Genomic DNA, 26,203 nt, shown 5'->3' on the forward strand with positions numbered 1-26,203 from the left:
ACCTCATGCCGAACACCTTGTGCGTTCAAAACGGTCAGTCTCAGGTAAAATTCAGGATTAAGTCGATCGCTCAATCAACAGTTAACTGATAACTGATAACCGTTAACCGCCGTCTGTCAGGAGTATACAGAAAATGGGTCTTAAGATTATTGAAAGCTACGATAGCAGTTTTGTCCTCGAACCTGATGCTAAAACTGCACTGTTCGGTTCATTAACCGGTGAAAGCTTTCTCCAACAAGTAGCGGTACAATTGCAATGCTCGCGCATTGAGTTTGCCGAGTTACTTTTTCAGCCCGTCCCTTACAGCAGCGAGACGCCGAAGGGAATGCCTGCTGAATTTGAAAAGTATCACGAATCGAGCGATTTTGCGATCGTCAACGTCCCGCCTAATTTCATGTTCCAAGCCAAAATATTTAAACCCAGCCGCCTCTGTGCCGTTTATCGCGTTTTCAAGAGTTAGGTCAAGGCTGGTTCATCTGTGGTTTAATCTAAAATCTAAAATCTAAAATCTAAAATCGGATGACAGAAGACATTCACTCTCTCGCCAGCTTAGAATTCATTCCCTACATTGACTCCGAGGGCAAATTGCCCGATTTTCTCCAGGGAAAAATTGGCGTTTACGCAATTTTTGACAGCGAGAAAGTCCTGCAATTTGTCGGTTATTCTCGCGATATTTACCTCAGCCTCAAACAGCATTTGGTACGGCAAACCCAATATTGCTACTGGCTGAAAGTCCAAACTATCGACAAACCCAGCCGCACTATTCTAGAAAGCATCCGCTCAAGTTGGATTGCGGAAAACGGTTCGCAGCCCCAAGGAAATGGTGTCGATGCTGCCAAGTGGAACGATCCCATCGACACCAAAACTGTGATGACTGCCCAAGAAACGGCAAATTATGAAGGTATCTTCGCCGATGAAATTGCCAAAGATAAATTGTTGAAAAATGTCGCGCGGCGCGTAGAAAATGAAATTTTCTCGCTGCTGAAAGCTCGCGGTGTAACTGAAGAAATTCGGTTTAATCCCAAGCTAAAAACTAGCGGATTGCTCGATTTAAAGTAAATACAATACTCCTTACTGCGAACCGTAGGGAAACGGCAATGCCGTTTCCCTAATTCCCGCGCCGGAAACGGCATTCCCGTTTCCCTACAGATTCTCGGCTACAATCTATCTGATATATCATCTCCGTCTGTTAACATTTTAACAGTTAAGATTTAACACAGATCGGAATCTGCACAATTAACTTGGCTCCTCGGCCCGGAGCAGAAATACAACTGATTTGCCCTCGATGTTTTTCCACTACAATATCGTGACTGATTGCCAACCCTAATCCAATACCGCTGCCTACAGGCTTCGTAGTAAAAAATGGGTCAAATATCTGGTGGCGCACTTCCTCACTCATCCCACAACCGTTATCGGCAATGTGAATAACAACCGATTTATAGTTGTGAGTGGCTAATTTTGAATCTTGATTGTGCAGGGCCGATTCTGACTCACAACTTACTGAAGTGCTGATAGTAATTTTTCGGGGAGACGGTTGAGTTTCCAGGGCATCAATAGCATTACTTAGCAGGTTCATGAACACCTGATTTAATTCACTGGCGTAACAGGTTACTTTTGGCAGTTGACTGTAGTGTTTGATGACCTCAATCTCACCGGCCTTGTTTGTTCCCTTCAGCCGGTGTTCCAAAATAACTAAAGTATTGTCAATGCCTTCATGAATATCCACTGGCTTGTACTTTTGTTCGCCAAGCCGGGAAAAGTTGCGCAAAGACATCACAATCTGACTAATCCGAGAAGCACCATCTTTCATCGAATTCAGCAGTTTTGGATAATCCTCTGCGATGAATTCGGGTTGAATCTCGTCCAATTCGCCGATAATTTCTGGAACGGGGTGCGGGTAGTAATGTCGGTACAATTCGACGAGGCGAAGCAAATCTCGCGCATAGTCCGCCGCTAGAGCAAGATTGCCGTAGATAAAGCTGACGGGATTGTTGATTTCGTGAGCAATTCCTGCCGCTAGCTGACCTAAAGAAGCCATTTTTTCCTTCTGTATTAACTGAGCTTGAGTCTTCTTGAGTTCAGTTACGGTTTGTTCGAGTTGCTGGGCGTAGGATTGTGTTTGCTGGAACAATTGGCGCTGCACGAGTTGATTTGAGACGCGGGCCAGAACTTCTTGTTCGTGAAACGGTTTTGTGATATAATCTCTACCACCAACTTCAAAGGCTTTGACTTTATCTAACACTTCATTCAAAGCACTGATAAAAATAACGGGAATGTCCTTGGTTGTGGCAGAAGCTTTCAAGGCTTGGCAGACTTTGTAGCCGTCCATACCGGGCATCATGATGTCCAGCAAAATCAAGTCAGGAGCAGTTAATTCGATCGACCGCAGAGCTAGTTTGCCGTCGGGTGCGGTGCGTGTTTTGTACCCTTGCTGCGAGAGTATTTGAGCTAAAAGTTGCAAATTAGCCGGAATATCATCAACAATTAAAATATTTCCTTTAAAGACGGGAGTTGGTTCGTAATTCATATCTAGTTCGGTAAAATAAAATTTATAGGTTTGTAATATCGCAGGTTTATGAAGTAGGGACACGGCAATGCTGTGTCCCTACGGGGGGATAGATCCATACGATCTATTTGGGGTGTACTTCATAAACCTGCTATCTGCTGTAATATCATTCTTATTTTGTTTCGGGATGGATGAGAGCTAGTATTTCATTGAACAGAAACTCGTTAGCCAATGCGGCTAGAGCGCTAGCTAAAGAGTCATTTCGATCGCCAATTTGTTCAATTTGGATCAGAATTAACTCTAAATCGCACTCAATTGTGGCTTTCTCTAAAGCTGCCAGCCAATCTGCGGGTAAAGCTGCAACAGTCTCTGGAGTGGGAGCTTCGATTTGAGTTGACTCGGGAACACTCTCCGGTTCATCGTAAATGTAACGTACTCCGAGATGTTTGTGCAGGGTGGCAAAGATTTCTGTATCTCGAAAGGGTTTGTGGATAAAGTCATCGCAATCATCTGATACAGTAACGGTTCGCGCTTCCTCGGCGTTACCGGCACTCACCGCAATTATTGCGGTAGCTTGACCTTTAACCGTGGCTTTAATACGTTTCGTCGCTTCCTGTCCATCCATCCCGGGCATCCACATATCCATAAAAATTAAGTGCGGATCAAAACTCGACCACATTTCAATAGCTTCTATGCCGTTGCTGGCTTCTTGGAGTTCAAAGTTAAAGGCAGCGAGGAGTTCGATCAGCAGTTGGCGATTGTCGGATCGATCGTCCACAATCAAAATACGATAGCGCGGCTGATTCCGTTCCAGGGCTATCACCCGACGCGGCGGCTGTACGGGTTGAATGACCGCCACATCAACGGCGCTGACGAGGATATCAAACGCGAAGGTGGTGCCGCGTCCTACTTCACTGCGTACAGTAATGATGCCGCCCATCAGCTTGACAAACTGTTGGCTGATGGCCAGCCCCAAGCCTGTTCCTTGCTGAGATGTTGCTCCTGTTTTAGTTTGCACGAAGGCTTGAAAGAGCTTCTCTAACTCATCAGGAGCCATGCCGGAACCAGTGTCTTCTATTTCAAAATGTAATTGGTAATTACTGATTGGTAATTGCTGATTTTCACCCTCCATAACCGAACTTACTCTTACCGCAATCCCTCCTTCTTTCGTAAACTTAATGGCGTTAGAAAGCAGATTAATTAAAACTTGGCGCAACTTAAGTTGATCGGTTTGCACGTATTCGGGAATATCCCTAGAACACTCAAATATTAACTGTAATTGTTTGTCTCGTGCCTGGAGTTGGAACATCTCTTCCACCTCGTTCAGCAGGCTGCTTAATTTAAAGTCTGTTGGGTTGAGGGTAATGCGTCCCGCCTCTATTTTGGCTAAATCTAATATTTGATTGATCAGAGCTAGCAAGTGTTCTCCGCTGCGGTTGATAATGCGGATATTTTCCTGCTGTTCGCGACTGAGGTTGGTAGAACGCTGCATCAATTGGGAGAATCCCAGAATTGCATTTAGCGGGGTGCGGAGTTCGTGGCTCATATTTGCCAGGAAAGTGCTTTTCGCGACGTTGGCGGCTTCTGCTGCCCAGGCGGCTTGTTGGAGCTGTAGTGATTGCTGCTGAGTGGCTTCGAGCAATTGAGCTTGTTGTAAGGCGACTCCTAGTTGAGTGCTAATTTGCAGCCCAATATTGATTTCTGCTTCGCGCCAAGTGCGGGGTACAGAATTTTGATAGCTGGCGAGCAAACCCCAAAGTTGACTGCCGCAAAATATAGGAAAAATAACGTAGGCTCTAGCTTGAAATTGCTCTAACAGTTGCAGGTAACAAGGACTCAACCCAGCGCTGTATATGTCTTCAATTATGTGGTAAGGAACGCCTATAGCATACATACCGCCTTGATTTCTTTGTAGATAGGTATCTCGCACTGGTTCACCGGAGGCTTGCATAGTTTTCACGGTACAGCGAGAGTCTTCGAGGAGAGTGTTTGGAAAATTAAAATCGTCGGTTTTTTGCATCAGAGACATCCAGCCCGGAGCCATTGACTCGGCAACAAATTCCCCACTCCAATCAGGATTAAAACGATAGATACCGACACGATCGCATTTTAGGGTTTGTTGCAGTTCAGAGGTTGTAGTTTTGAATATTGTGTCAATATCTAAGGACTGACGGATGCGATCGATCGATCGGGCGATGGCTTGTTCCCTCTGCGCGCTTTCTCGCAAAGCTGACTCGGCTTGTTTGCGATCGCTAATATCCAAGACAGTGCCAAACAAACGGATCAACTGCCCTTTTTCATCATAAAGCGGTTTCCCTCTGACTTCAATGTAACTGAGCGAGCCATCTCTTCGGATCAGCCGCAGATCGATTTCAAAGCTTTGTCCTTTCATAGCTCGATCGCGAACTCTTGTGAGATAGCGCGATCGATCTTCTGGATGAAAACGCTCGATTAATTGTTCGGTTGGCAGCGGTTTTTGAGTCGGATCGAGCTCGTAAATGCGATAGACTTCCTCACTCCAAGTGGTTGTTTTTGTGGCGATATCGTGTTCCCAACTGCCAATACGGGCAATTTTTTGGGCTTCCAGCAGTCGGGATTCGGCTAACTGGCGATCGCTAATGTCGCGCGCTACCCAAACCGCGGAGCTATCGGACAGCGGCGAAATTTTAGCAGCAAACCAAACTTCTTGGTTATTAATCTGCTGACTGTAATCAAAACTAATAGTTTGTTTGATTTCCAATGCCTGTCGAACTTGAGCGAAATAAATTTCCTCGCTTTCCTCATGAAAAAATTGTTCGACGATCGAGTCGATCTGACTCGTCTGATAGTTGTAGTGAAAAATGCCCTTGGTGGGTATAATTTTGATAGTTTTTTCCGGCAAGTCAAAAATTAATATAATATCTGCTATTGACTCAAATATTTGTAGAACTTGCTCGGTAGAAGTGTAAAGTTTTTGCTCGATCAATTTGCGATCGGCAATTTCATGTTGTAATAGTTCGTTAGCACGAGCTAAGGCGCAGGTACGTTCCGCAACTTCGGCTTCTAAAGTGCGATTGTAGTCAGTTAAGATTTTTTCAGATTGTTTGCGCTGTGCGATGTTATAAAAAATATTCAGGGCATAAATAATGTTTCCGCCTTCGTCGAAAATTGGTGTGGCGCGCACCTCAAAAGGAATAAATTCCCCATCTCGATGAAGTTCTAAATCGTCAAGGAACACCGTTTCGCCGCGCAGCGCTCGGAATGCGGGCAGTTCTTCAGTTGGATAGGGCTGGTTTTTGCGGTACATTTGATAAACTTCTACTGCTTCTTCTAAAGTCGCATCGGGGATAGTTTCTACGCCGAGCCAATGCTTGGCAGTTTCGTTGAAGTACACGACTTGACCCGAGGCATCGTGGATAGATACTCCCGCAGGTATGGCTTCGATAAATTGCTTCAGTTGGCTCTCGCTCTGCGCTAAAGCTTCATTTAAAGATTTTTGGTCTGCAAAAGCCTGTTGCAGTTGCGCTGCCATAAGATTGAAGGAATTGGCGAGTTCTCCGACTTCATCCAAGCGTCTAATTTCTAAAGGTCGATCCCATTTTCCTTTTGCAACATTTTTGGCAGCGGTATTCAAGCGCATAATTGGCTTTGTCACCCAACGGGAAGTCAACAATGCGATCGCGATCGCCAGCGGTAGCGTACCGGCGCACAACCACAATGTGTTGCGTGTATTTGCTTGAAGGCGAGCGATGAAATCAGACTCTGGCACTACCACCACAATCAACCAATCCAAGCCACGGACATCTCGATAGGGAGTGACGCGGACAAATTGCCGCGAGCGGTTGTTCGCCAGGGTAAATTTCTGGGTTGTTTGCAGCGTGCGGAAGTTGCCAAATCGGTTGACGAGTTGTCGAGCAATATCTCGCGTTCGGGCATCCTTGCTGTTGATGGCTAGCAATGGCGTCGGTTGGTTTTTTGCTAGCGTCACCAAGGGTGTTTCTCGTGTGGATGTGGCAATCAGATTCCCCGATCGATCCATAATAAAAGTCTGTCCCGATGCAGAGAAGTGCAGCCGAGCCAGAAAGCTATTAATTGCCGAAAGCCCATCAGGATCGGTGAGGCGATCGCTAATCCGTTCTCCTACTTGTTCGATTAGCTGATGCGCTACATTCTCGACTGATTCCTGACCGCTTTTGAAAGAAAGAAAGCTCACTAGCCCGACTACACTTACCGTTTGCAAAACAAACGGAACAATCAGAACCGTTCGCAGGGGCAGCTTGCTGAAAAGTTTGGCGGCTGGGCGGTTGAAGGGATAAATGGGCATGGGTGTGAAACAATTGTGCTGGCGATCGAATTTTAACTACTTTGGTCTGCCTTTACCCCGGCCATTGGCGCGGCTGGTAGGCTCTGAAATTTTCCTCCGGGTTCAATATAGCCAACTACCAGCGAAGATTGGGCGCGGCTGTCAAAATTTGCCTCGGTCAGTTCTGTTTCTAGCTGTTTGGCAGTTGATTCATTTCTACTGACAAAAACAGCCAGAGTTTTTATATGTTGTTTCTGTGTATGGGAAATCATATCGTTGATTAACAGCTCTATTAATGGCTTATTATTCGGCAGATAACTGCCCATAATTTGAATTTTGATTTCTGTTTGATTTCCCTCTGCATCTGTCAAAATCAAGCTAGAGGAGCTTTCGGGAATTTTATTAATAGTTTGATTGGGATGCTGGAAGTGCAACCATTTAACAACTGCGGCCTCTGTTGCGGCTACTGATTCATGCAGCCGGTCCGCCAAAGCATAGAAAGCCTCATTATCTTCTCGGTGAGCAAGTACGTAAGCTCGCAATTCCTTTCGGCTCATAGCTTGAAAATTAGGCTTGTTCATCACAGTATCTCCATTGCCCGTTAGGATAAATCTCTATTTCAATAGTTTCACCAGCCAAAATATACAGGTAATTTGTGCGTTCATCGAGTCGCACTATGTAGATAGGCTGATACATATTTGTTAATTCATAGCAAACTACAAAGCATTTGAGTAACTGCGCTGCTGTAGGAATAATTTTTCCTCCTTCACTCTCGCACTTTTGGGTGTTTAGTTGACAAGAGTCAGAGTTTGCAGCAGGGCCCGATCGCCCTACTGCAAATTTGTTAACTTGGCTAAAATGGCGGCAAATACAGCGGGTTCGATCGGCTTTGTTAAGTGTTCGTTGTAACCGGCGGCGATCGCCCGATCGCGGTCTTGTTCGCTAGCATAAGCTGTCAGCGCCACGGCCGGCAAGCGCTTGATTTGGTCGGATGCGGACGATCGCACTTTGCGGATCAGCGAGTCGCCGTCCTCAACGGGCATACCGATATCGCTGACTAAAATATCCGGCGGCGACTGCTGTAAAATGTCGATCGCCTCCGCAGCCGAAGCAGCCGCAGTCGCAGTCGCACCCAACTGTTCGATCGCCACAATCAAAAACTGACGGTTGTCGGGTTTGTCGTCAACTACCAACACCTTTAAACCTGCCAAAATACCCGGACGGATTTGAGGGAATTTGCTTTCCTCTCTCAACTGTGGCTGGTGATTCCGACGCTGTTTGAGCGGCAGTTTCACCGTAAATGTCGCACCCTTGTTTTTACCAGGACTTTCCGCAGTCACAGTGCCACCGTGGAGTTCCACCAAGTGCCGGACGATCGCCAATCCCAGTCCCAAACCGTTTTGATGCCTAGTAATCGAGCCGTCTGCTTGTCGGAAGCGATCGAATACGTAGGGCAGAAACTCAGCAGAAATGCCCTTTCCGGTATCGCTGACAGTAATTTGCACGTAATTAGGTGATGAGGAATCGGTAACAGCTACCGCAGATAAGCGCAGTTCCACATTTCCCCCCGAAGGCGTAAACTTCACGGCGTTAGTCAGCAAATTCCACACTACCTGCTGCAACCTCTGGGCGTCGCCCCACATCAAGCCGACTGCGGGGTCAAATTCTGAGGAAACGGTGACAGACTTGGCTTCGGCCACCAAACGAACTGAATTCTGAGCCGCCTCGATCGTCCTTACCATGTAGAACCAGCCGGGTTTCAGAGCCAGCTTACCTTGAATAATCCGGGAAACATCGAGCAAATCTTCCACTAGCTGCACCTGCATCCTCGACTGACGCTCGATCGCTTCCAAACCGCAAGCTAAAGAAGCTTCCGTGTACGGGCGGGTGCGCAGCCTCTGTGCCCAGCCCATAATCACATTTATAGGGGTGCGAAGTTCGTGGGAAAGAGTGGCTAGAAACTCGTCTTTCAGGCGGTTGATGGCTTCTGCTTGGGCTCGCGCGGCCTGTTCGCGATCGAGCAACTGAGCGCGTTGGGCCTCCAGTTGCTTGCGATCGCTGATGTCGGCGACGATCGACATACAGTTGATGTTCCCGTTGCTGTCGCGGACTGGAGTTGCCCACAAACTGATGTCGATCGAGCTGCCGTCTTTCCTTTGGCGCTGGGTTTCCATGCCGGCGATCGCGTTTCCTTCGCGAATTCCTTTCAAATTAGCCGTGAATTCCTCCCGCTTGTCTGCGGGAACGCTGGGCACAAATTGACCTACCACCTCTGATTCGGACCAGCCAAAAATCCTCTCGGCGGCTGGGTTCCACATTTTCACAGTGCCGTCGTCGGTGTCCAAAACGGTAATTGCCAGGGGACAAGCCTGGATCAAGGCTTCTAAAGTTTGATTTAGGTGCGATCGCGCTGCTTCTGCTTGTTTGCGATCGGTGATATCGACGTTCACCCCGATCGTCCGCCAAGGCAAACCCCGATCGTCGGGAAACACCTTAGCCCTGCAAGCAATCCAGCCCACGCTTTTGTCCGGGCGGCAAATGCGGAACTCAATGTTTAATTCCTCCCCGGAAGCCCCCGCAGCTTTTACCTGCTGTTCGGTAACAGCGCGATCGTCTGGATGCAGCATTTGGGCCCAACTTTGATAGCTGTCTAAAGCGCCGGGCGGCAGCCCGTACAAAGCCTCTAATTCCGGCGTACACGCGAGATCGTCGGTTTGGACGTTCCATTCAAAAGTTCCGATTTTGCCTGCTTGCTGAGCGATTTGCAGGCGTTCTTGATTCTTTTTGAGTTCTGCTTCCACCCGCGATATCTCGGTCAAGTCGATGTAGAATGCGACGATCGTCTCTGGTTCGCCAGCGTCCGGGCACAGGGTCGTCCCGCCCATCAGAATCGGCACGCGGCTGCCATCTTTGCGGATATACTCTTTCTTGAAAGGAGTTGCGACTCTCTTAGCCCGCAGTTCTTGGGCTGCTAAGGCGTCGAGGTGCAGGTATTCGGGGGGGGTCATCCTGTCCCACCGCATTTGACCGGAGAGCAGGTCTGAGCGGGTGTAGCCGACCATGTTGAGCAGGGATTGGTTGGCGTAGGCGATGCGGCCGCTAAAATCGCCGATCGCGACTCCGAAAATATTTGACTCGAACAGCAGCCGGAATATGTCTTCGCTTTGCTGCATTATCCGTTTTGCTTGGTTGCGATCGGTAATTTCGGCAACCACGGTGCTGACTCCCAGCAGTGTTCCCGATTCATCGATCGCGGGGTAAAAGCTGATTTGCCAATCCCGCAAAACTCCCGGCTGTTGCAGGGTTTGGGCTTTAATTTCCAAGTCGAGCACGGGGGTTTGCGTCGCCAGCACTTGGCGGTAAATCGGTTCTAGCATATCGGCGATTTCCGGACTCGCTTCTCTAACGGTGCGCCCGAGGTACTCTGCGATCGAGCGGCCGTTGATCTGAGCGAGGCATTCGTTGATGCGGATGTAGCGCAAATTGGTATCGACAAAGCACAGCCCGACTGGTGTGGTGTTGTAAACTAAGTCGAGTTCTGCTAGTTGGCGGCGAAGGCGTATTTCGTTTTCTCGAAGTTGGTTTTGGGCTTGTTTGCGATCGGTTATATCTAGTACGAATAATGCTCCTTTGTCTGTAGCTCCTTGCAACTTTCCGCCCCCGATTAAAATTGGGAAGCGCGTGCCGTCAGAGCGGATGAATTCTTTTTCATAAGGCGCGCAACTTCCTGATGCTGCGACTTCCGCGATGGCGGCGCGATCGAGTTCTCCGTATTCCGGCGGCGTTATATCGATCCAGCGAATCTGTCCTGAAACTAAGTCTTCCCTTGTAGAGCCAATCATTTCCAGCAAGGCGTCGTTAGCTTCAGTAATTTCGCCGTTGGCATCCCAGAAACCGATCCCGATCATGTTAGATTCTACCACGCTGCGGCAGCGCATTTCGCTTTCCCGCAAAGCTAATTCTGTTTGTTTGGCTGCGGTAATATCTGTGATAATTAGGCCTGCTCCGATTATTTCTCCCCTTTCATTTTTAACGGGGTAGTAGTTGGCGAGCCAGTAGCCGAAAGTTCCGGGTTTTCCAGGAGGTTCGCCGCTCATTTCTAAGTTTAAAACAGGCTTGCCGGTTTCTAAAACTTGCTGAATTATCGGCGCAAATTTGGCTGCATATTCTGGCAACAATTGCCGGAAGTCTTGGCCGAGATGCTGTTCTATCGGCAAACCGTTGAGTTCTGCTAATACTTGATTGATATGGATGAAGCGCATTTCGCGATCGAGAAAGCAAATCGCTAGGGGAGATGCTTCTAACAGCGAGTTAATTAAGGCGAAGGATTGCGCTGTTTGAGATAGTGCTTGCTGCACTTCTGCGTAAAGTCTGGCGTTGTCGAGGGCGATCGCGACGCGATATGCTAAATCTTCTAGCATTGCCATGTCTTCTGCACTGTAGCGGCGGCCCAACTTTGAGGTAAAGCAAGTGATGGAACCCATTACCCGCCCGCGGGCCCTCAGCGGTACGCAAGCGTGAGATCCGATATTGAGCGATCGCAATATTTCTATTTCTGCTGCATTTTCGCATCCTGCTGCTAAAATTTCCTCATCCATTTCGGCAATTAGTTCGGATGTTCCGGTGCGGATTACCAACGGATAGCCGTTAACAGCATTGTCCGCGATCGGACTGCGGATTCTCAAGTTATTCAGACTATCAACTATAGAGGCTTCTGCGTGAGCCGCAGCGACTCGACGCACTTTTGAGTCGATTTCGGTCAAATGAATGCAGCACCCGTCTGCGATCGAATTTACTGCTAATTCTGCTACCTTTTGCAGCACCGTTTCCCCGTCAAACGCAGCAGCCAGCATTTTGCTGACTTCTGCTAAAAATGCCGAGCGCTGCTGTTCTATTTCCGCTTTTTCTCTCGCTGCTTGCTCGATTGTTAACTGCAATCTTTGAGTTTCTGCAAGCTTGAGTTCTGTGATATCGCGGGCGACAATTAAGGCGGATTCTGGTACGCCGTCTTTGCCAAATTCTGGAACTACACGGGATTGATAGGTTCTGATGCCGTTGGTTGAGAATCCCTGAAATTCGATGATTTCTTCTCGACATGTTTCTAACACTTTGTGCAGAGTTTCATCCCACACCTGGCACAGGTCTGGCGGCATTCCTATTTCTTGACTGGTTTTTCCCAGGAAGAATGAAAGCGGTTTTTCTTGGCTTGTTTCAACTGCTTTGTTGACATACATATAACGCAGTTCTTTGTCCGTGCGGATAATGATATCTGGCGTATTTTCTAGCAGCGTTCTCAGTTGCTGTTCGCTGCTTGCCAAAGCTGCTTGCGCTTGTTGTCTTTCGGTGACATCTCTCACTGTCCCCACGTATCCGATGAGTTCGCCAGAGTCGGACAACATCCGCGAGGCACAAACGTTAATCCAGCGCACAATCCCCTCTGGTGTTTGCAGGCGATACTCGATCGCATATTCCCCACCTTCCCGAGTATAATCCAGCCATCGGGCTAATACGCGATCGCAGTCTTCCGGGTGAATGCAATTCTCCCAACCGTCTCCTAAAAGTTCTCCCAAACTCAAGCCGCAAATAGCCTGACAGCGAGGGTTCGCATAGGTGTACCGCCCCTCAAAATCTGCGATAAAAATGCCGACCGGCGAACAGGAACTTAAACAGCGAAATCGTTCTTCTTGAGCTTGCAGCGCTTCTTTAGCTACTGTCAGTTCTGCTGTGCGCTCTTTGACGTGGCTTTCTAGCTTAGTGTAGGATAAAGCCAGGGCTATTTCTGCTTTTTGGCGGTCAGTAATATCGATGCCAGTTGCTATCACATATTCTACCAAGCCCGCACGATCGGTCGTCACAGTATTCGACCAAGAAATTAAGCGTTTATCGCCGCTTTTATTGCGCCAATAGTTTTGATATTCGCTGTAATAATGTTGGGCGTTTAGTTTGGTAAAAACTGTTTTTACTGGCTCAAGTTCTTCGGGAATTAAGAACAAATCCCAAACATATTTATTGACAACTTCTGCTGTCGAGTAGCCTGTGGTTTTTTCGCAAGCTTGGTTGAAGCGGACAATCCGTCCTTGGCTATCGAGAACTACAATCAAGGAAGCCGTCGTGTCAATTACTTTTGAAATAATTTTACGTTCTATTTCTAATTCTTTTTCTGCGGACTTTAAGCCAGCATACCAAGCGCTAACCATTGCAGCGGTCAAAAGTAAGATTGCAGGAGCGACATTGAATGAAAACAGTAACAGAGCGGTCAGCAGTAAAGCCGTGCCGGCACTAAATGTAGCAATGCTGTAAGATTGAATGGGTAAGGGCAAGACCTCAAACTGGCTCATTTTTTTTTGACCTGTAGCGATGGCGCGATCGCACTATTGCTTATGTCGATGAAACAACCTTGTTAAAACTAAGCTAAAACTAAGTTAAAACTAATCATCTATTTTTTCTCTAGAAAACCACATTGGTCGGCGCTGTGTCATCTTCCCCGCGACAGATTTGCACCGTGATTAGTGCTCGATAAACTGCTATTCTAGATGAAGGGAGAAATTCGATCATCTAATTTCTGGGAGTAATAAGCGAGTGAATCACAAGCTGGCAAAAATTATCGGATTATTTTTCACAGCCGCCACCGTCTTCGGATTCATCGGTTACACGCTTCAAAATCCTAACTCGGCCAGCAACTCAGCGATGTCGATCGGCTTCCCCAATCTTACCATCGCGGCTGTCGGCGCGATCGACAACAAACGCGACCAAATCTATCTCAACGGAACTTGGCAATTTGTCCCCGCAGTTGGCAACTCCCAAAAACCCCCCGTCTCCCCAAGTTGGGGTTCCATCCAGGTGCCCGGAAACTGGCAAAAAGAAAACAACGAATCCGTACCCGGAATCATCTCTCGCGGCAGCGGCAAAGATTGGGAAGACTTCAACAGTAAACAACTATCAAAAGCTTGGTATCAGAGAAATATAGACATTCCCGGCGACTGGACAAACCGCCGAATCTTTATCGACTTAGCCAGAGTCAGCACCGATGCAGTCATATTTGTCAACGGCATTAACTGCGGTCAAATCGCATGGCCTTACGGCACTATTGAAATTACCAAAGCAGCAAAACTAGGTCAAAACACCCTCTCTATTTTAGTCGTGGCAGTATCCGACGAAAAAGAAAAAGCCGTTATCATGGGCCCCACAGAAATCTACACAGAAAAATCCAAGTTGCAATCGCGGGGAATCATCGGCGAATTGCGGCTTCTTGCCGTTCCTCCAGGCCCGCTAATTAGCGACGTGTTCGTCCAAACTTCCACCAGAAAAAAGCAAGTTAAATTAGATATAGAACTCAAAGACGTTGCCCAAAGCGGTGAAGTTGAACTAATCGCACAAATGCTAGACGACCAAGGCAAAGTCGAACAAAAATTCACCGGAACCGCCAGGGTTCAAGCTAAAGCAATTCAAACCGTACAAGTCCAGTGGAATTGGCCAAATCCCCGTATTTGGGAGGTCGGTAAACCAAACCTTTACACCCTGCAATTAGAAGTAAAAGGTAGCGGCGTTAACACGCAATACGACCAACCTTTTGGCTTCCGCGAATTTTGGATAGAAGGGCGCAAATTTTTCTTAAATGGAACTGAATTTCGGCTGCGACCAAACTTGCACTCCGATTCTTGGCAGGGCGGGACAGTAGAAGTTTCTGACAGCCTAATTGATGGCTACGTAAAAGCAGGTTTTAACATAACAGAAATGTGGCCTTGGAATCACGACGAACGGGGTAGATGGCACTTCCGAGAGTTATTTGCGGAAAGAGCAGACCTCAAAGGTTTTCCAATTATGGCTCCCGCTTTAGACATTAGTCCTATCGCTTGGAACGGCAAGTGGAAGAACCCCCTGTGGAAAAACCGCTGGAAATCCCGAATGGTGACTGAAATGCGCCGCTACCGCAATCATCCATCAGTATTAATGTGGGCGACAAGTCCTAATTTTTTTGGCAACGCTGACGACCAAAATCCCCGTCGCATCGGCAAAAGAAAAGTAGAAGGAACTCTCAGTCCGTCGGACAACCAGCGTTTGCGGGTCAACACTCCCCTAGGAAATGACGCTTTAGCTGCGATTAAATCAGCAGACCCAACCAGACCTGTGATGGTACACCAAGGCGCCAACTTCGGCGATGTTTATGCGCTGAATTCTTATTTAAATATGATTCCCTTGCAAGAACGGGAAGAGTGGATTTCTGAGTGGAGCAAAACCGGGGAAATGCCCTACATGGCCGTCGAGTTTGGGACTCCTCTGCACGCAACCATGATGCGGAACCGCAAAGGTTTTGGTCAGGCGATTCTCAGCGAACCTTGGATGACTGAGTTTACGGCAATTTATTTGGGCAAGCAGGCTTACGAGTTGGAAACGGTTGCTTATAAAGCTAAAATTCGCGAGCAATTTGTCAACGGTCAGGAATATCAAAGCTGGCATTTTAACAAAGAGTTAGATTTTGCACCAGCTTTTCAAAAGTTGCAGGAGTTATTCAGTACAAATACTTGGCGGAGTTGGCGGACTTTTGGAATGTCTGGCGGGATGATTCCTTGGAATGACGGACACGGTTGGGAAGTTTCCGAGGCTGGCAAAAAAAAGGTGGATATTGGGGCATTTCAACCTGGCCGCCGGGGAGTTTATTTGAAGCAAGTCTCGAATAATCTTTTGAATTATTTGCAGCCAGAAGCTTACACTGTCCATCCTGGGGGCGAGGCAATTATGAAGAATAATAGCTCGACTTTGGCTTGGATTGCTGGTGCTAGCCCGGTTTTTACTGCGAAAGATCGCAATTTGTTTGTGGGCGGAAAACTGGCAAAGCAAGTAGTGTTAATTAACGATACGCGGACGCCACAAGAATTTTCGTTTAATTGGCGGGTTTTGGTGGGGGGGAAAGAAGTAAAAAAAGGCGAGGCTAAAGGCCTGATTGAGCAGGCAGAAACGCTGTTTTTCCCAATAGACGTAAAATTGCCAAATACCATTTCTAGCAAGGCAGACGGCGAAATTCGCTTGACGGCACGGGTGGGCGATCGATCGCATTCTGATACATTTGCTTTCCGGGTTTTCCCCAATCCAGCCAACATCAAGGATAGGCTGACAATCTTCGATCCAGCGGGCAAAACATCGGCTATGTTAAAACAGTTAGGTCATCAGCTTGTACCGTGGAATGGTTCGCAAGTTTCATCGCTATTAATTATCGGTAGGGAAGCGTTTTCAACCGGGGAAAAATTGCCCGGAAGTTTAGAAAGTTTTGTACGAAACGGCGGCAAAGCAATTGTGTTTCCTCAGCGCAGGGAATGGCTGGAAAATACGGGTTTCCGGGTTGCCGGTCACGTCGGCCGCCGCGCTTATCCAGTTGACAGCAACCATCCGGCAATTAGCGGTTTAGACAGTGAAGATTTGCGGGATTGGGTGGGGGAAAGCACGCTGGTTGAAGCTTATCCAGATACGATTCAAACTGCGCCGAGAATGAGTCCGGCAAATATGCCTTGGTACGGCTGGCATTGGGGAAATCGCGGCGGTATCAGCAGCGCTTCTATAGAGAAACCGCACCGCAGCGGTTGGCGGCCAATTTTGGAATCTGAGTTTGATTTAGCTTATTCGCCGCTGATGGAATTGGATTACGGAAAAGGGCGGTTGATTTTAAACGAGTTGGATTTGGAAGACCATTATTCGGTAGATGCTGGGGCGGCGCAGTTACTGCAACAAATTGTGAGTTACGGCATGAATTCTCCGGTGGTTGGAAAGCCGGATAAAGTGGTTTTAATTGGGGGAGATGGGGATGCACAGAAGCTGGACAGTTTGGGGGTAATTTATCAGCGCGCTAATTCGCTTTCTAATGATGTTGGTTTGGCAATTGTGGGGACAGAAGCGAATCTGAAAGAGGCAGATTTGCGCGGTTATTTGAATGCTGGCGGGAAGGCGTTTTTCTTGCCGCGTCAAGTGCCTGTGGCGGGTTTGGGCGTGGGTTTGCAGCAAGCGCAGGATTTTGGGGGTTCGCTGGCGGTTCCGAGTTGGGATCAGGTGAAGGGGGTTAGTGCTTCAGATTTGCGATCGCGCTCTTTTTATGATACTTGGTTGATTCAGTCTGGGGGAGAAATCGGCGCTGACGGTTTGTTAAGTCGGGTACAAGTTGGCAAGGGCGTGGCGATTTTTTCTCAGATTGAACCGGACAGTTTGAATGCTGATACTAAGACTTATTTGCGTTTTACTCGCTGGCGGCAAACACGAGCAAATGCTCAGATTTTGGCTAATTTAGGGGCGAGTTTTAAGGCGGATGGATCTGTGTTTAACGGTTCGTCGAGTCGGGAGTTTTATCACTGGGATTACAAGACGGATTTTGAGAATGGGGACGATCCTTATCGGTATTATCGATGGTAGGAAGAAGGAAGTTTAGCAACAAATTCGCTCCACGGATGTAACGGATGTAACGGACATGTTGCACCATTCTCAATTACTTGCTTAGGAACAGGCAAGATGCCTGTTCCACAAGAGATAAATTTTCTTGTGGAACAGGCATCTTGCCTGTTCTTGACAATGGTGCAAGATGTGAGATGTAACGGATTGAAGGAAGAAGGAATAATGTATGAGTATCCAGCAGTAATTTCATAGATTCCCTGTCCAAAATTCGTCTGGTAACGGTTCATCAAAATCATTACTTGTCCAGATTGCTCCTGCGTGCAATCCTGCTGTACGCTGCTTAGTTGGGGATGCGATGGGTGCTAAACGGACAAGGGGAATGCCACCTTCTGTGAGAACAACCTCTATGCCTTTAAGTGCTAGAGATAATAACTCTTTTAAATTTGTCTGTGCTTCTTGCACGTCAACTGTTTTTGTCAGCATTGCAGTTATCCAAGCTAGGGATTAAAAGTGCGATCGAACAGAGGTTAGCAATTTCAAGCTTAAATTGCTGATTTTATTATACTGTTAAAAATCAAAGGTCAAAGTGACGGCGGAAGCGGGGGTCTAGTTTGTCGGTTTTCTTTTGGTTGCAGGTGCCGCAGAGGGTTTGCAAGTTGCTGATGTCGTTGCTGCCGCCGCGCGCTAGGGGGATGATATGATCGATCGTCAGTTGGGTTTCTAGTTTGGTTTGGCCGCAACTTTGGCATTGGTATTTATTGCGAGTGAATACATATTTTCTGACTTCGGGTGGAATGGGAATTCTGGGGGTTTTAGACATGATGATTTTTAACCGCAGATGAACGCGAATTAACGCGGATGTTTGATGGATTAGCTGGGTGAGTTTTCTTGATTGAGAAGTTGGCGGCGCAAATCATCGAGGGGGGATTCTGGTTTGCTAGTTTCTGATTCGTTGTTTTCTGGTGTTTCTTCAACATCTGGTTCGTCTGGGCAAAACTCTATAGTGACATTGAGTTTGAGCTTCATCTTTCCTTTCTTCCAGCCCTGAGCACCCACTCTGAGAATTTCACAATCTATACCTTTACCAAACCAGTTCTCATGTAAAAAACGTCTTTGGTTGTCACTATACTCTATAACAATATCTAGTTTCTGTTCCATTAACGAATTAGTGAGTGTCTGTCCTAACGCAGGCAAAACTCCATTTAGTGTTTCCTTTAGTCTTTGCACTTTCAGCATTGCGTTACCGAAAGATAAAACATCATCATTACCGCAGTGAAAATCCACTTTATTTTTCATGTTAATCTCTAAGTGCTTTCAACTTTTATCCTAACTATTTTAGAGTAGCATCTCTGTTTTTGCAAGAATCCCGGCGAATAGAATTGGCGGCTATACAAACGATGTCCGCTTCCGCGCACTAAGAATGTCTTCAACCCGCGTCGGCGGGTTTTGTCTGTGTAGCCGCGATTTCCAATGGCCTGGTTTCCGATCGCCAAAATTGCAATCATTCACCATCCAGCGAAACGCTATCATTTTGTCCAATTACAGGCAACAAATGCTCGTGCAGCTTCATCGCCTGCAAACAACTATTAATCCCCGAAACTGCCCGATCGTACTCTTGAATCTTTTGCTCATTCTCAGCTTGCCGCCGCAGATTCCCAGCAATCTTTTCCTCCGCCTCCTGTGCCAAAGTTTGCTCCAAATAATCGCGGGCTTGACTGTATTTCTGCAAAATATCATCAGCTTGCTTTTGGGCCAGCGGCAACAAATGCTCTTTCAGCGTTTGGTTGACAGTTTGGCGGAAAGTTTGCCGAATAGTTCTAGATACTTTTGGCTCAAAATCTAGCCTCAATAATTGCCGAATTGCAGGTTGGGCGTCCACCATGTTTTCGCAGTCGAAACCTTGAGAAGTTTGCTGCAAAGTTTCCCGGAATTGATAAATTGAAAATGTGCCTTCGTCGTAAAAACGGGGACTTTCTCGCACGTAGCGATCGCACTCAACGCCCGCCGCATTTACCAAAGCATCAGAAACCCGCTTTGATAACTCCTCTAACTGCTGTTCAATTCCCCCGTCGTTGCCTAACAACCGATAGAGTAATCGATAGTATTCCGACTTGCGAACGCTGTCTTTCAAATACTGGAAATAATTATCAACCAGTGACTTAGTAGCCTCTACTAAAATATCTTCCAACTGATTCGCTAAATAATAAAGCGCTTCCACTAAAACAGCAATTAAAGGTGCTGTAGCATTGCGGGGATGATTCCGCAAAGTGCGTCCGTAAGCCGCCTCAACAGAAAATCCATCTAACAATTCATCCAAGCGCCGGATCATCCGAGATTGCAGTTGCCGAAAGTCTATATCGAAAATATCGCATCTGTTCATAATCATTTCATTGACTTCTTCGGCGATATGTTCCCGAAAATCCTGTCCGACTTGCTGCAATTCTTGATTTAGTCGCAAAAGTTCTTGTGCTTTCATCGCTTCAATTTCGCGGGGCTGGCTGTCCAAGTTCCGCTGAATTGTTTGGTAATGTTTCCGCAGTTGAATGCACAAGTCTTCTAAGTCGTCAGCTAAATTTTTGAACAGTTGCGGGCGTTTTTCTTCTGTGAGGTAACGGGTGATAGCTGTGCGAAAATCTTCGATACCGCTATCTTGAATTAATTGAGCAATTAATGGTTGTCCTTGCTCTGCCAGAATCCGCACGTAGTTTTCATTTGGTGTTTCGTAGCTGTTAACTGAAATCCGAAATCTGCTCGGAGATAGCTTGCCGGAATTCGCACAGTAGCGATTAAATTCACTAACAAATTGCGGAGTTTCTTCACTATTACCGAGCAATTCTGAATCTAATTTATCATCTCCAGAAACTCGCCCTTGGCTGGTGGCAAAGATTGTATTTAAACCAAAGCGATCGCGCCCTGTTGTCCCTCGAATCAAACTCCCATAAAATCCCAACAATCCGCTAGTTTTGTAAACTCTCGCAGTATCGCGAAAGTCGGAATTAATCAGATTTTCTAAGCGCTGTCGCAGTTGCGTGTTGTACCAAGTTTCGTCAATGCGGTTGAAAATGTAAAACAGCCGATCGCGAATTCCCGGATTTCCCCGTGTCTTTTCCATCAACTCGGTTTCTTCCGTCGTCATTTCCCCAGACGAAGCTGCTTTCAAAACGCAGACAACCGCCGAAGTATCCGGGCTTTCAATCTTATCATAAGTCAATTCTGCATCCCGCTGCACCGGCGCATCAATTCCCGGCGTATCGATAATAATATTCCCATCTTCCAGCAGCGGATGATAACAGTAATATTCTACCCGCTTGAGTACAGCACTGTTACTACCGCGACGGGCATAACTAGCAGCTTCCTTGAGATTGGAAAAGTTAAACTGTTCCATCGAGTAGGTAGCATTTTCGAGAGTTTGGATGCGATCGCGATTTGCCTCAAAACCTTCTAATAGCAGCATCAAAGCCTTAGCTTGTTTGGCTAGTTCCGATTTATTTTCGCCGCCTTCCCTTTCAATAATTATGTTACATCCCTGAGACAACAGCGACAATACATCTGTTTGATTAATATTAATTTCAGTAGCTAAACCTAGCTGATGGCAAAGCACAGCAGCTTGCTGGCCAATCTCAAATTCACTCAAAAAAGTGAGGACAACGCGCTCTTTTTCCGGCTCAGCAAAGGCGATATAACATTCCGTACCTGTCGCGTGTCCTTCAGCACTGTAGAGCAATTCTCGCTCCAACAAAGCATTAATTAGCATGGATTTTCCCGCACTGAAAGCGCCAGCAAACACAATTTCAAACTCAGGAGAAATTGCCTTTTTCAGAGAAGCTTGTACCGCCGTGATATCTTGTTGTCGCAAAGACGATTCCTGACGCAGCAGTTGCAGTAAAGATTCAACTTGCTCTTGCAGATTTGTGCATTGAGGGGGCATTTGAGTCATGGCGGCAGACTGCTCCTGATTGTGGGAAAATTACCTTAGTATTAATTCTCTGCTAGTTCAGGAATAATCACAACAGTAATTTTACTTATGCGATTCAGGATTGCTGAAAGTGCGATCGGCTATTCTGCGGGTAAATCTTGTGTTTGAAGCCAAGCTGTTAAATCTGATATGTCGTTAAAATTTAACAAGGCTTCTCCTAAGTTTTCCAATTGGTCGATCGACAATTCCCCGATTTGAGTTTGAACTTCGGGAGTAACAGCACCTACACGACGTTCCAATAGACGAATAATCAGTGCTATTTGTCCTGTTTTGATTCCTTCTTCTCTGCCTTCTTCTCTGCCTTCTTTTCTGCCTTTTTCTGTTCCGATTCGCACTGCTTTAGAGATTGCACCTCGCCGATCTTGGATATAAACTTCCTGTCTTTCCAAATCCTCTAACTCATCACGATTTAAATTAGCTTTACTTGCTATTGCAAAGGCTTTGTTAATTTCTGGCACAGCTTCCATTGTCTCAGGTACTGCATTTAAATCTCTAGCTGTTTTGAGGAAATAAAGCCACTTGTCGGTCAAGGTTTCTAACTCGTTTAGACTTTTTTTGAACTTAGGCAACTCGACAAATACCAATTCAATATCGTAACTCAGATAGTCACTCAAGAACTCTCTTTCCTTAAGCACAAACCGCGAAATTACTTTACTGAAATCCTCGAACATTTCAAAATCAGTAATTGTCAAGGCAATCACTGGATTCAACAGTACATATTGTTCGGCTGTTTCTAATTGCGTGGAATAAGCTTTAGCTGCATTGTACAAAATCCGCTTTTCAAAAGCCTCTACGTTCAAAACCTGCATCTCGATAATTACTGATGTGCCGTCATTTAACTTAGCTTTCACATCTAAGTAAGTCTCCTTGAGACCTCGAATTCGCGGAGCTGAATAAGGATCGAAAATTTGTAAACTTTCTATGGTGGGCTGACTGTCATACAGCAAGGCATTCAAAAAACTAATGAGAATGTCTTTGCTATTTTCAGAACCGAAGATTTTTTTGAAGGCAAAATCAGTCTTAGGATTGATGAATGTGAACATATAGGTAATGGGTTATTTTTGATAGCTCCGGCGTAATGTTTAACTGGTTCCCTGGATCTGCCTGGGAATCAATGTCTAGAGGCTCTGCCTCGCTCTTCTATGAGGCAAGTTGGAGGCAGAGCCTCCGGATATGCGTTACCAGGCAGAGCCTAGTAACGGGTAGAATAGGTAATTAACTATTGACATCAACTCTATTATACAGACAAATCCTGGCGTGGTTTAAAAGACTCAACCTCTCGCAACTTCTGGTACAATTCTCTTTCTTCGTCACTAATTTCTTTGGGAATTAACACCTGAATTTCTACTAGCTGATCGCCCCGATCGCCATTTCCTGTCGGATAGCCCTTGTTAGCCAACCGCAACCTCTTTCCAGACGTTACTCCCGGTGGTAATTTCATTTTCACCCTACCATCCAGCGTCGGTACTTCCACATCTCCACCCAACACCGCTTCGCTGGGAGTCAGTGGCAATTCGCAGCAAATATCCGACATTTCCAATCGAAAAAATGGATGGGGAGAAACCGTGATTTTCAAATATAAATCCCCGCCGCCCATACCTTGATTTCGCAAGCGAATCCGCTGACCTGATACCATAGCAGGAGGCAGATTCACCTCGATCGCTCGCCCATCTTCTAGACGAATTCGCTCGGTACCGCCCGAATAAGCCCTTTCCAAAGGCAGAGTTAGCCTGGCCTCAATGTCTCTTCTCGTTTCGCGATCGTCCATTTCTCTAACTTCCCTTCTAATTTCGCGATCGACTGTTTCTCGTCGCATTTCGCGATCGTCCACATCCCTTCTGGTGTCGCGATCGACCATATCCCTTCTGGTGTCGCGATCGACTGTATCCCGTCGCATTTCGCGATCGACTATATCCCGTCGCATTTCGCGATCGACTGTTTCCCGCCGAATTTCGCGATCGTCCACATCCCTTCTATCTTCCCTAGAATTAGCTACATAACTTGTTTTCTTAGAAGCCGTACTCCACGGTTCATAGGAGGCTACTCGCGGTGCATCATTCGCGGTCGCCATCCTCACTTCCCGGCGCCTTCCGAGCACTTGATCCAGAAATTTATTAAAGTCAGAGTAATCGCTAAAATCGACATCTTCGGTCGGTTTTTTGCGGGTAGCTTTACCGTTTCCCCAAGTTTTAAAATTGGGAAGCCGCACCCCTTGCTTGCCTTGAAATCCCTTTTGTTTCCAGAATTTACTAAACTGATCGTATTGAGCCCGCTTGTCAAGATCGGAAAGAATGTCGTAAGCTTCATTAATATCCTTAAACCTATCTTCAGCAGATTGATCCCCTGGATTTACGTCAGGGTGCAACTGTCTGGCTAGCCGTCGATAGGCTTTTTTTATCTCATCAGCCGTGGCATCTTTGGGCACTCCCAAAATTAGATAGTAATTGCGAAAATTCTGCATAGTTAGTCATTAATCATTAGTTATTAGTCATTAGTTATTAATTATTAGTCATTAGTCATTAGTCATCCTGCTTCCCTGCTTCAAACTAGGGACTAATGACTAGGGACTAATGACTAACCATTAATTAGAGCCAATCGTCGTCATCATCCCAATCGTCGCTTTGATTTTGATAAGGGCGAGTGGGGCGATTAGCACTGCTTCTACGATCGCCCATACGATCGCCCATACGATCGCCCATACGATCGCCCATGCGATCGCCCATACGATCGCCCATACGATCGCCCATGCGATCGCCCATACGATCGGGAATTGGATCGACAGTCGATCGCCTGTACGGCTTAGCATTGGTATAATAGCTGCTGTCATCGCTGCGCCGCTTGGTACTGTCGCCTGTAAAAGTCCGCTTCACAGACTCAAAGAAATCGTCATCATCGTCATCCATCGCAAACGCGGAAACTTCCCGGCTCAAATCGTAAAGAGCATCCTGCAAATCCGAACCAACTTGGTCAACTCCCCGCTCATCGTTGCGTTCCAAACTGTCTCGCAATTCCCGAATTAAAGTTTCAATTCGCTGGCGGCTTCTTTGAGCAAACTGCATTCCGCGATCGAGCGCAACTTCTCGCAACTGCCGCTCAGCTTGATAAGCTAAAGCTTCAGCGCGATTGCGTTTTTCCACCTTTTCCCGCTGCAACTTATCAGCTTGAGCAAACTGTTCCGCATCGCGAATCATTTGATTCACTTCCTGCTGAGTCAGCGTCGAAGCACCTTGCACAGTAATGCTTTGTTCCCTGCCGGTAGTTTTGTCCAAAGCAGTCACCAACAGCATCCCGTTAGCATCAATATCAAAAGCTACTTGTACCTGCGGAATCCCTCGCGGTGCCGGCGGAATTCCAGTTAGTTTAAACCGTCCCAAAGACTTATTATCTCTGCCTAATTCCCGTTCCCCTTGGATCACGTGAATTTCTACCACAGTTTGGTTGTTTTCTGCAGTCGAAAAAATGTCCGATCGCCTGACGGGAATAGTAGTATTCCGAGGAATCAGTTTTTTCATCACCCCGCCGATCGTTTCCAAACCCAGCGACAGCGGCGTCACGTCCAACAGCAGCACATCGCGGACATCGCCACCCAAAATCCCCGCTTGAATTGCCGCACCCACCGCCACAACTTCATCGGGATTGACATTTTGATTCGGTTCTCGATCGATCAAACTGCGAACCACTTCCTGCACCAAAGGAATGCGAGTCGAACCGCCGACCAACACAACTTCATCAATGCGAGAAGGACTCAAATTTGCATCAGCCAAAGCTTGTTTCACCGGTCGCCGCAGCCGCTGCACCAAATCTGTGCACAGCCCCTCAAATTGACCGCGAGTTAGTCGCGTTTCCAAATGCAAAGGCCCGTCTTCATTCGCATCAATAAACGGCAAATTAATCTCCGTGACACCGACTCCCGACAGTTCAATCTTGGCTTTTTCAGCCGCTTCGATCAAGCGCTGCAAAGCTTGGCGGTTGCGACGCAAATCAATTCCTTCTTTTTCTAAGAATTGTTCTGCCAACCAATCCACAATTTTGGAGTCAAAATCATTGCCGCCCAATTGAGTATCGCCGCTAGTTGCTTTAACTTCAAATACTCCGTCTCCAACGTCTAAAATCGACACATCAAAAGTACCGCCGCCCAAATCAAACACTAAAATAGTTTGACTTTCTCGCCTCTCCAAACCGTAAGCCAAAGAAGCCGCTGTCGGCTCATTTAAAATCCGCTTGACTTCAAGTCCGGCAATTCGTCCCGCATCCCGCGTCGCCTGTCGCTGCGAGTCGTTGAAATAAGCCGGAACAGTAATTACAGCCCCCGTCACCTCTTGTCCCAGATAGCGGCTGGCTTCATCGGCCAGTTTCCGCAACACCATCGCCGAAATTTCCTCTGGGGCAAAATCTTTTTTCAGGCGGGGACATTTGACTTTGATGTTCCCGTTGTCGTCGCGGCGAGTTGTGTAAGGGACGCGCTTCGATTCAGGAGTCAGTTCGGTATATTTGCGTCCGATGTACCGCTTGACGGCGTAAAACGTGTTTTGCGGGTTAAGAACAGTTTGGCGTCTGGCCATCTGTCCGACAAGGCGTTCTCCTTCCTTGGTGAAAGCAACCACCGAGGGAGTTGTCCGCATCCCTTCTGCGTTGGCAATCACAACCGGTTTGCCGCCTTCCATGACGGCTACTACTGAGTTTGTTGTTCCGAGGTCAATGCCAACTACTTTACCCATGCGTCTGTTGTCTCCTGTGGCGTTGTGTGTAGCCTTTTCAATATCAGCGTTAAGTATGATTGCATTTATTGTACCGCGTCGAGAAGCGGGGGCTGCGGGGGGATTGCCTCACCTGCGGCTGAGGCTGGGGTGCGATCGCTCCGCTGGTGGATTGGCGATCGGCTTTAGGAGTAGGATTGTCAACTTAGGAAAGCCGTGTATGTCCTTCTTTTGAAAGCAAAAAAAATTTGAGAATTGATTAACTACTGCGTTTTGCTAAACTAAAAGCAGCTAAGCTGTTAAACATCTAAACTGCATTAACTAAGTTGCCTTTATTTTTTATCTTTCGGTTCCATTTCATAATTAGT

16 protein-coding genes are annotated in these 26,203 nt (G+C 46.9%); 4 read left to right on the forward strand and 12 right to left on the reverse strand.

The features are described 5' to 3' along the window. Positions 1 to 133 precede the first annotated feature (133 nt). Both QUA78_RS22250 and QUA78_RS22255 read left to right on the forward strand, forming a co-directional pair. Positions 134 to 460 (forward strand): hypothetical protein, encoded by a 327-nt coding sequence (locus QUA78_RS22250; RefSeq protein WP_333302075.1) that lies wholly within the window; start codon positions 134 to 136, stop codon positions 458 to 460. A 59-nt stretch (positions 461 to 519) separates the two neighbouring features. Next, positions 520 to 1,059, forward strand: coding sequence for a GIY-YIG nuclease family protein (locus QUA78_RS22255; protein WP_333302076.1), 540 nt, complete (start codon positions 520 to 522; stop codon positions 1,057 to 1,059). Positions 1,060 to 1,204: 145 nt separating this feature from the next. Here QUA78_RS22255 and QUA78_RS22260 read toward each other — a convergent pair whose 3' ends face one another. From QUA78_RS22260 to QUA78_RS22275, 5 genes are all read right to left on the reverse strand, one after another. Beyond that, on the reverse strand, positions 1,205 to 2,527 hold the full coding sequence (locus QUA78_RS22260; RefSeq protein WP_333302077.1) for a response regulator: 1,323 nt from the start codon (positions 2,525 to 2,527) through the stop codon (positions 1,205 to 1,207). 151 nt (positions 2,528 to 2,678) lie between these two features. After that, the gene (locus QUA78_RS22265; protein WP_333302078.1) at positions 2,679 to 6,809 is read right to left on the reverse strand and encodes an ATP-binding protein; all 4,131 of its coding nucleotides are present in this window, start codon (positions 6,807 to 6,809) and stop codon (positions 2,679 to 2,681) included. Between the two features lie 32 nt (positions 6,810 to 6,841). Continuing rightward, on the reverse strand, positions 6,842 to 7,369 hold the full coding sequence (locus tag QUA78_RS22270) for a DUF6887 family protein (protein WP_333302079.1): 528 nt from the start codon (positions 7,367 to 7,369) through the stop codon (positions 6,842 to 6,844). Continuing rightward, a complete protein-coding gene (locus QUA78_RS32950) occupies positions 7,356 to 7,658 on the reverse strand; it encodes a DUF6888 family protein (RefSeq protein ID WP_445302355.1) in 303 nt (100 codons plus the stop codon). The genes QUA78_RS22270 and QUA78_RS32950 overlap by 14 nt, the downstream gene beginning before the upstream one ends. After that, positions 7,619 to 13,126, reverse strand: a complete 5,508-nt coding sequence (locus tag QUA78_RS22275) for a PAS domain S-box protein (protein ID WP_333302080.1) — start codon at positions 13,124 to 13,126, stop codon at positions 7,619 to 7,621. The genes QUA78_RS32950 and QUA78_RS22275 overlap by 40 nt, the downstream gene beginning before the upstream one ends. 241 nt (positions 13,127 to 13,367) lie before the next feature. On the opposite strand from QUA78_RS22275, the gene QUA78_RS22280 reads away from it, so the two are divergent. Beyond that, positions 13,368 to 17,183 carry a glycoside hydrolase family 2 TIM barrel-domain containing protein gene (locus tag QUA78_RS22280; RefSeq protein WP_333302081.1) on the forward strand — a complete coding sequence of 1,272 codons (3,816 nt, stop codon included), beginning with the start codon at positions 13,368 to 13,370 and terminating at the stop codon, positions 17,181 to 17,183. 225 nt (positions 17,184 to 17,408) lie between these two features. On the opposite strand, the gene QUA78_RS22285 is transcribed toward QUA78_RS22280, so the two are convergent. From QUA78_RS22285 to dnaK, 7 genes are all read right to left on the reverse strand, one after another. Next, the gene (locus tag QUA78_RS22285) at positions 17,409 to 17,645 is read right to left on the reverse strand and encodes a type II toxin-antitoxin system Phd/YefM family antitoxin (RefSeq protein WP_172186585.1); all 237 of its coding nucleotides are present in this window, start codon (positions 17,643 to 17,645) and stop codon (positions 17,409 to 17,411) included. 91 nt (positions 17,646 to 17,736) lie between these two features. Then, positions 17,737 to 17,982: an HNH endonuclease gene (locus QUA78_RS22290; protein ID WP_015179287.1), complete on the reverse strand. Its 246-nt coding sequence runs from the start codon at positions 17,980 to 17,982 to the stop codon at positions 17,737 to 17,739. Positions 17,983 to 18,032: 50 nt separating this feature from the next. Beyond that, a complete protein-coding gene (locus QUA78_RS22295) occupies positions 18,033 to 18,458 on the reverse strand; it encodes a KGK domain-containing protein (RefSeq protein WP_333302082.1) in 426 nt (141 codons plus the stop codon). Between the two features lie 205 nt (positions 18,459 to 18,663). Beyond that, entirely contained in the window at positions 18,664 to 21,099 is a 2,436-nt protein-coding gene (locus tag QUA78_RS22300) for a dynamin-like GTPase family protein (RefSeq protein WP_333302083.1), read from the reverse strand. A 119-nt stretch (positions 21,100 to 21,218) separates the two neighbouring features. Further along, the gene (locus tag QUA78_RS22305; protein ID WP_333302084.1) at positions 21,219 to 22,181 is read right to left on the reverse strand and encodes an Rpn family recombination-promoting nuclease/putative transposase; all 963 of its coding nucleotides are present in this window, start codon (positions 22,179 to 22,181) and stop codon (positions 21,219 to 21,221) included. 194 nt (positions 22,182 to 22,375) lie between these two features. Beyond that, positions 22,376 to 23,599 (reverse strand): J domain-containing protein, encoded by a 1,224-nt coding sequence (locus QUA78_RS22310; protein WP_333302085.1) that lies wholly within the window; start codon positions 23,597 to 23,599, stop codon positions 22,376 to 22,378. 124 nt (positions 23,600 to 23,723) lie between these two features. Continuing rightward, positions 23,724 to 25,856: a molecular chaperone DnaK gene (dnaK, locus tag QUA78_RS22315; protein WP_333399020.1), complete on the reverse strand. Its 2,133-nt coding sequence runs from the start codon at positions 25,854 to 25,856 to the stop codon at positions 23,724 to 23,726. A 55-nt stretch (positions 25,857 to 25,911) separates the two neighbouring features. Between dnaK and QUA78_RS22320 the strand changes: the two genes are divergently transcribed. Continuing rightward, the gene (locus QUA78_RS22320) at positions 25,912 to 26,070 is read left to right on the forward strand and encodes a hypothetical protein (RefSeq protein WP_333399021.1); all 159 of its coding nucleotides are present in this window, start codon (positions 25,912 to 25,914) and stop codon (positions 26,068 to 26,070) included. The last annotated feature ends 133 nt before the right edge of the window (positions 26,071 to 26,203 follow it).

The organism is Microcoleus sp. K4-B3, assembly GCF_036704615.1.
Lineage (GTDB): Bacteria > Cyanobacteriota > Cyanobacteriia > Cyanobacteriales > Microcoleaceae > Microcoleus.

Bases quoted from the DNA above. Each gene is read 5' to 3' on its own strand.
- QUA78_RS22250 (WP_333302075.1), top strand. From the start codon at position 134: ATGGGTCTTAAGATTATTGAAAGCTACGATAGCAGTTTTGTCCTCGAA.
- QUA78_RS22255 (WP_333302076.1), top strand. From the start codon at position 520: ATGACAGAAGACATTCACTCTCTCGCCAGCTTAGAATTCATTCCCTAC.
- QUA78_RS22260 (WP_333302077.1), bottom strand. From the start codon at position 2,527: ATGAATTACGAACCAACTCCCGTCTTTAAAGGAAATATTTTAATTGTT.
- QUA78_RS22265 (WP_333302078.1), bottom strand. From the start codon at position 6,809: ATGCCCATTTATCCCTTCAACCGCCCAGCCGCCAAACTTTTCAGCAAG.
- QUA78_RS22270 (WP_333302079.1), bottom strand. From the start codon at position 7,369: ATGAACAAGCCTAATTTTCAAGCTATGAGCCGAAAGGAATTGCGAGCT.
- QUA78_RS22275 (WP_333302080.1), bottom strand. From the start codon at position 13,126: ATGAGCCAGTTTGAGGTCTTGCCCTTACCCATTCAATCTTACAGCATT.
- QUA78_RS22285 (WP_172186585.1), bottom strand. From the start codon at position 17,645: ATGCTGACAAAAACAGTTGACGTGCAAGAAGCACAGACAAATTTAAAA.
- QUA78_RS22290 (WP_015179287.1), bottom strand. From the start codon at position 17,982: ATGTCTAAAACCCCCAGAATTCCCATTCCACCCGAAGTCAGAAAATAT.
- QUA78_RS22295 (WP_333302082.1), bottom strand. From the start codon at position 18,458: ATGAAAAATAAAGTGGATTTTCACTGCGGTAATGATGATGTTTTATCT.
- QUA78_RS22300 (WP_333302083.1), bottom strand. From the start codon at position 21,099: ATGACTCAAATGCCCCCTCAATGCACAAATCTGCAAGAGCAAGTTGAA.
- QUA78_RS22305 (WP_333302084.1), bottom strand. From the start codon at position 22,181: ATGTTCACATTCATCAATCCTAAGACTGATTTTGCCTTCAAAAAAATC.
- QUA78_RS22310 (WP_333302085.1), bottom strand. From the start codon at position 23,599: ATGCAGAATTTTCGCAATTACTATCTAATTTTGGGAGTGCCCAAAGAT.
- dnaK (WP_333399020.1), bottom strand. From the start codon at position 25,856: ATGGGTAAAGTAGTTGGCATTGACCTCGGAACAACAAACTCAGTAGTA.
- QUA78_RS22320 (WP_333399021.1), top strand. From the start codon at position 25,912: ATGATTGCATTTATTGTACCGCGTCGAGAAGCGGGGGCTGCGGGGGGA.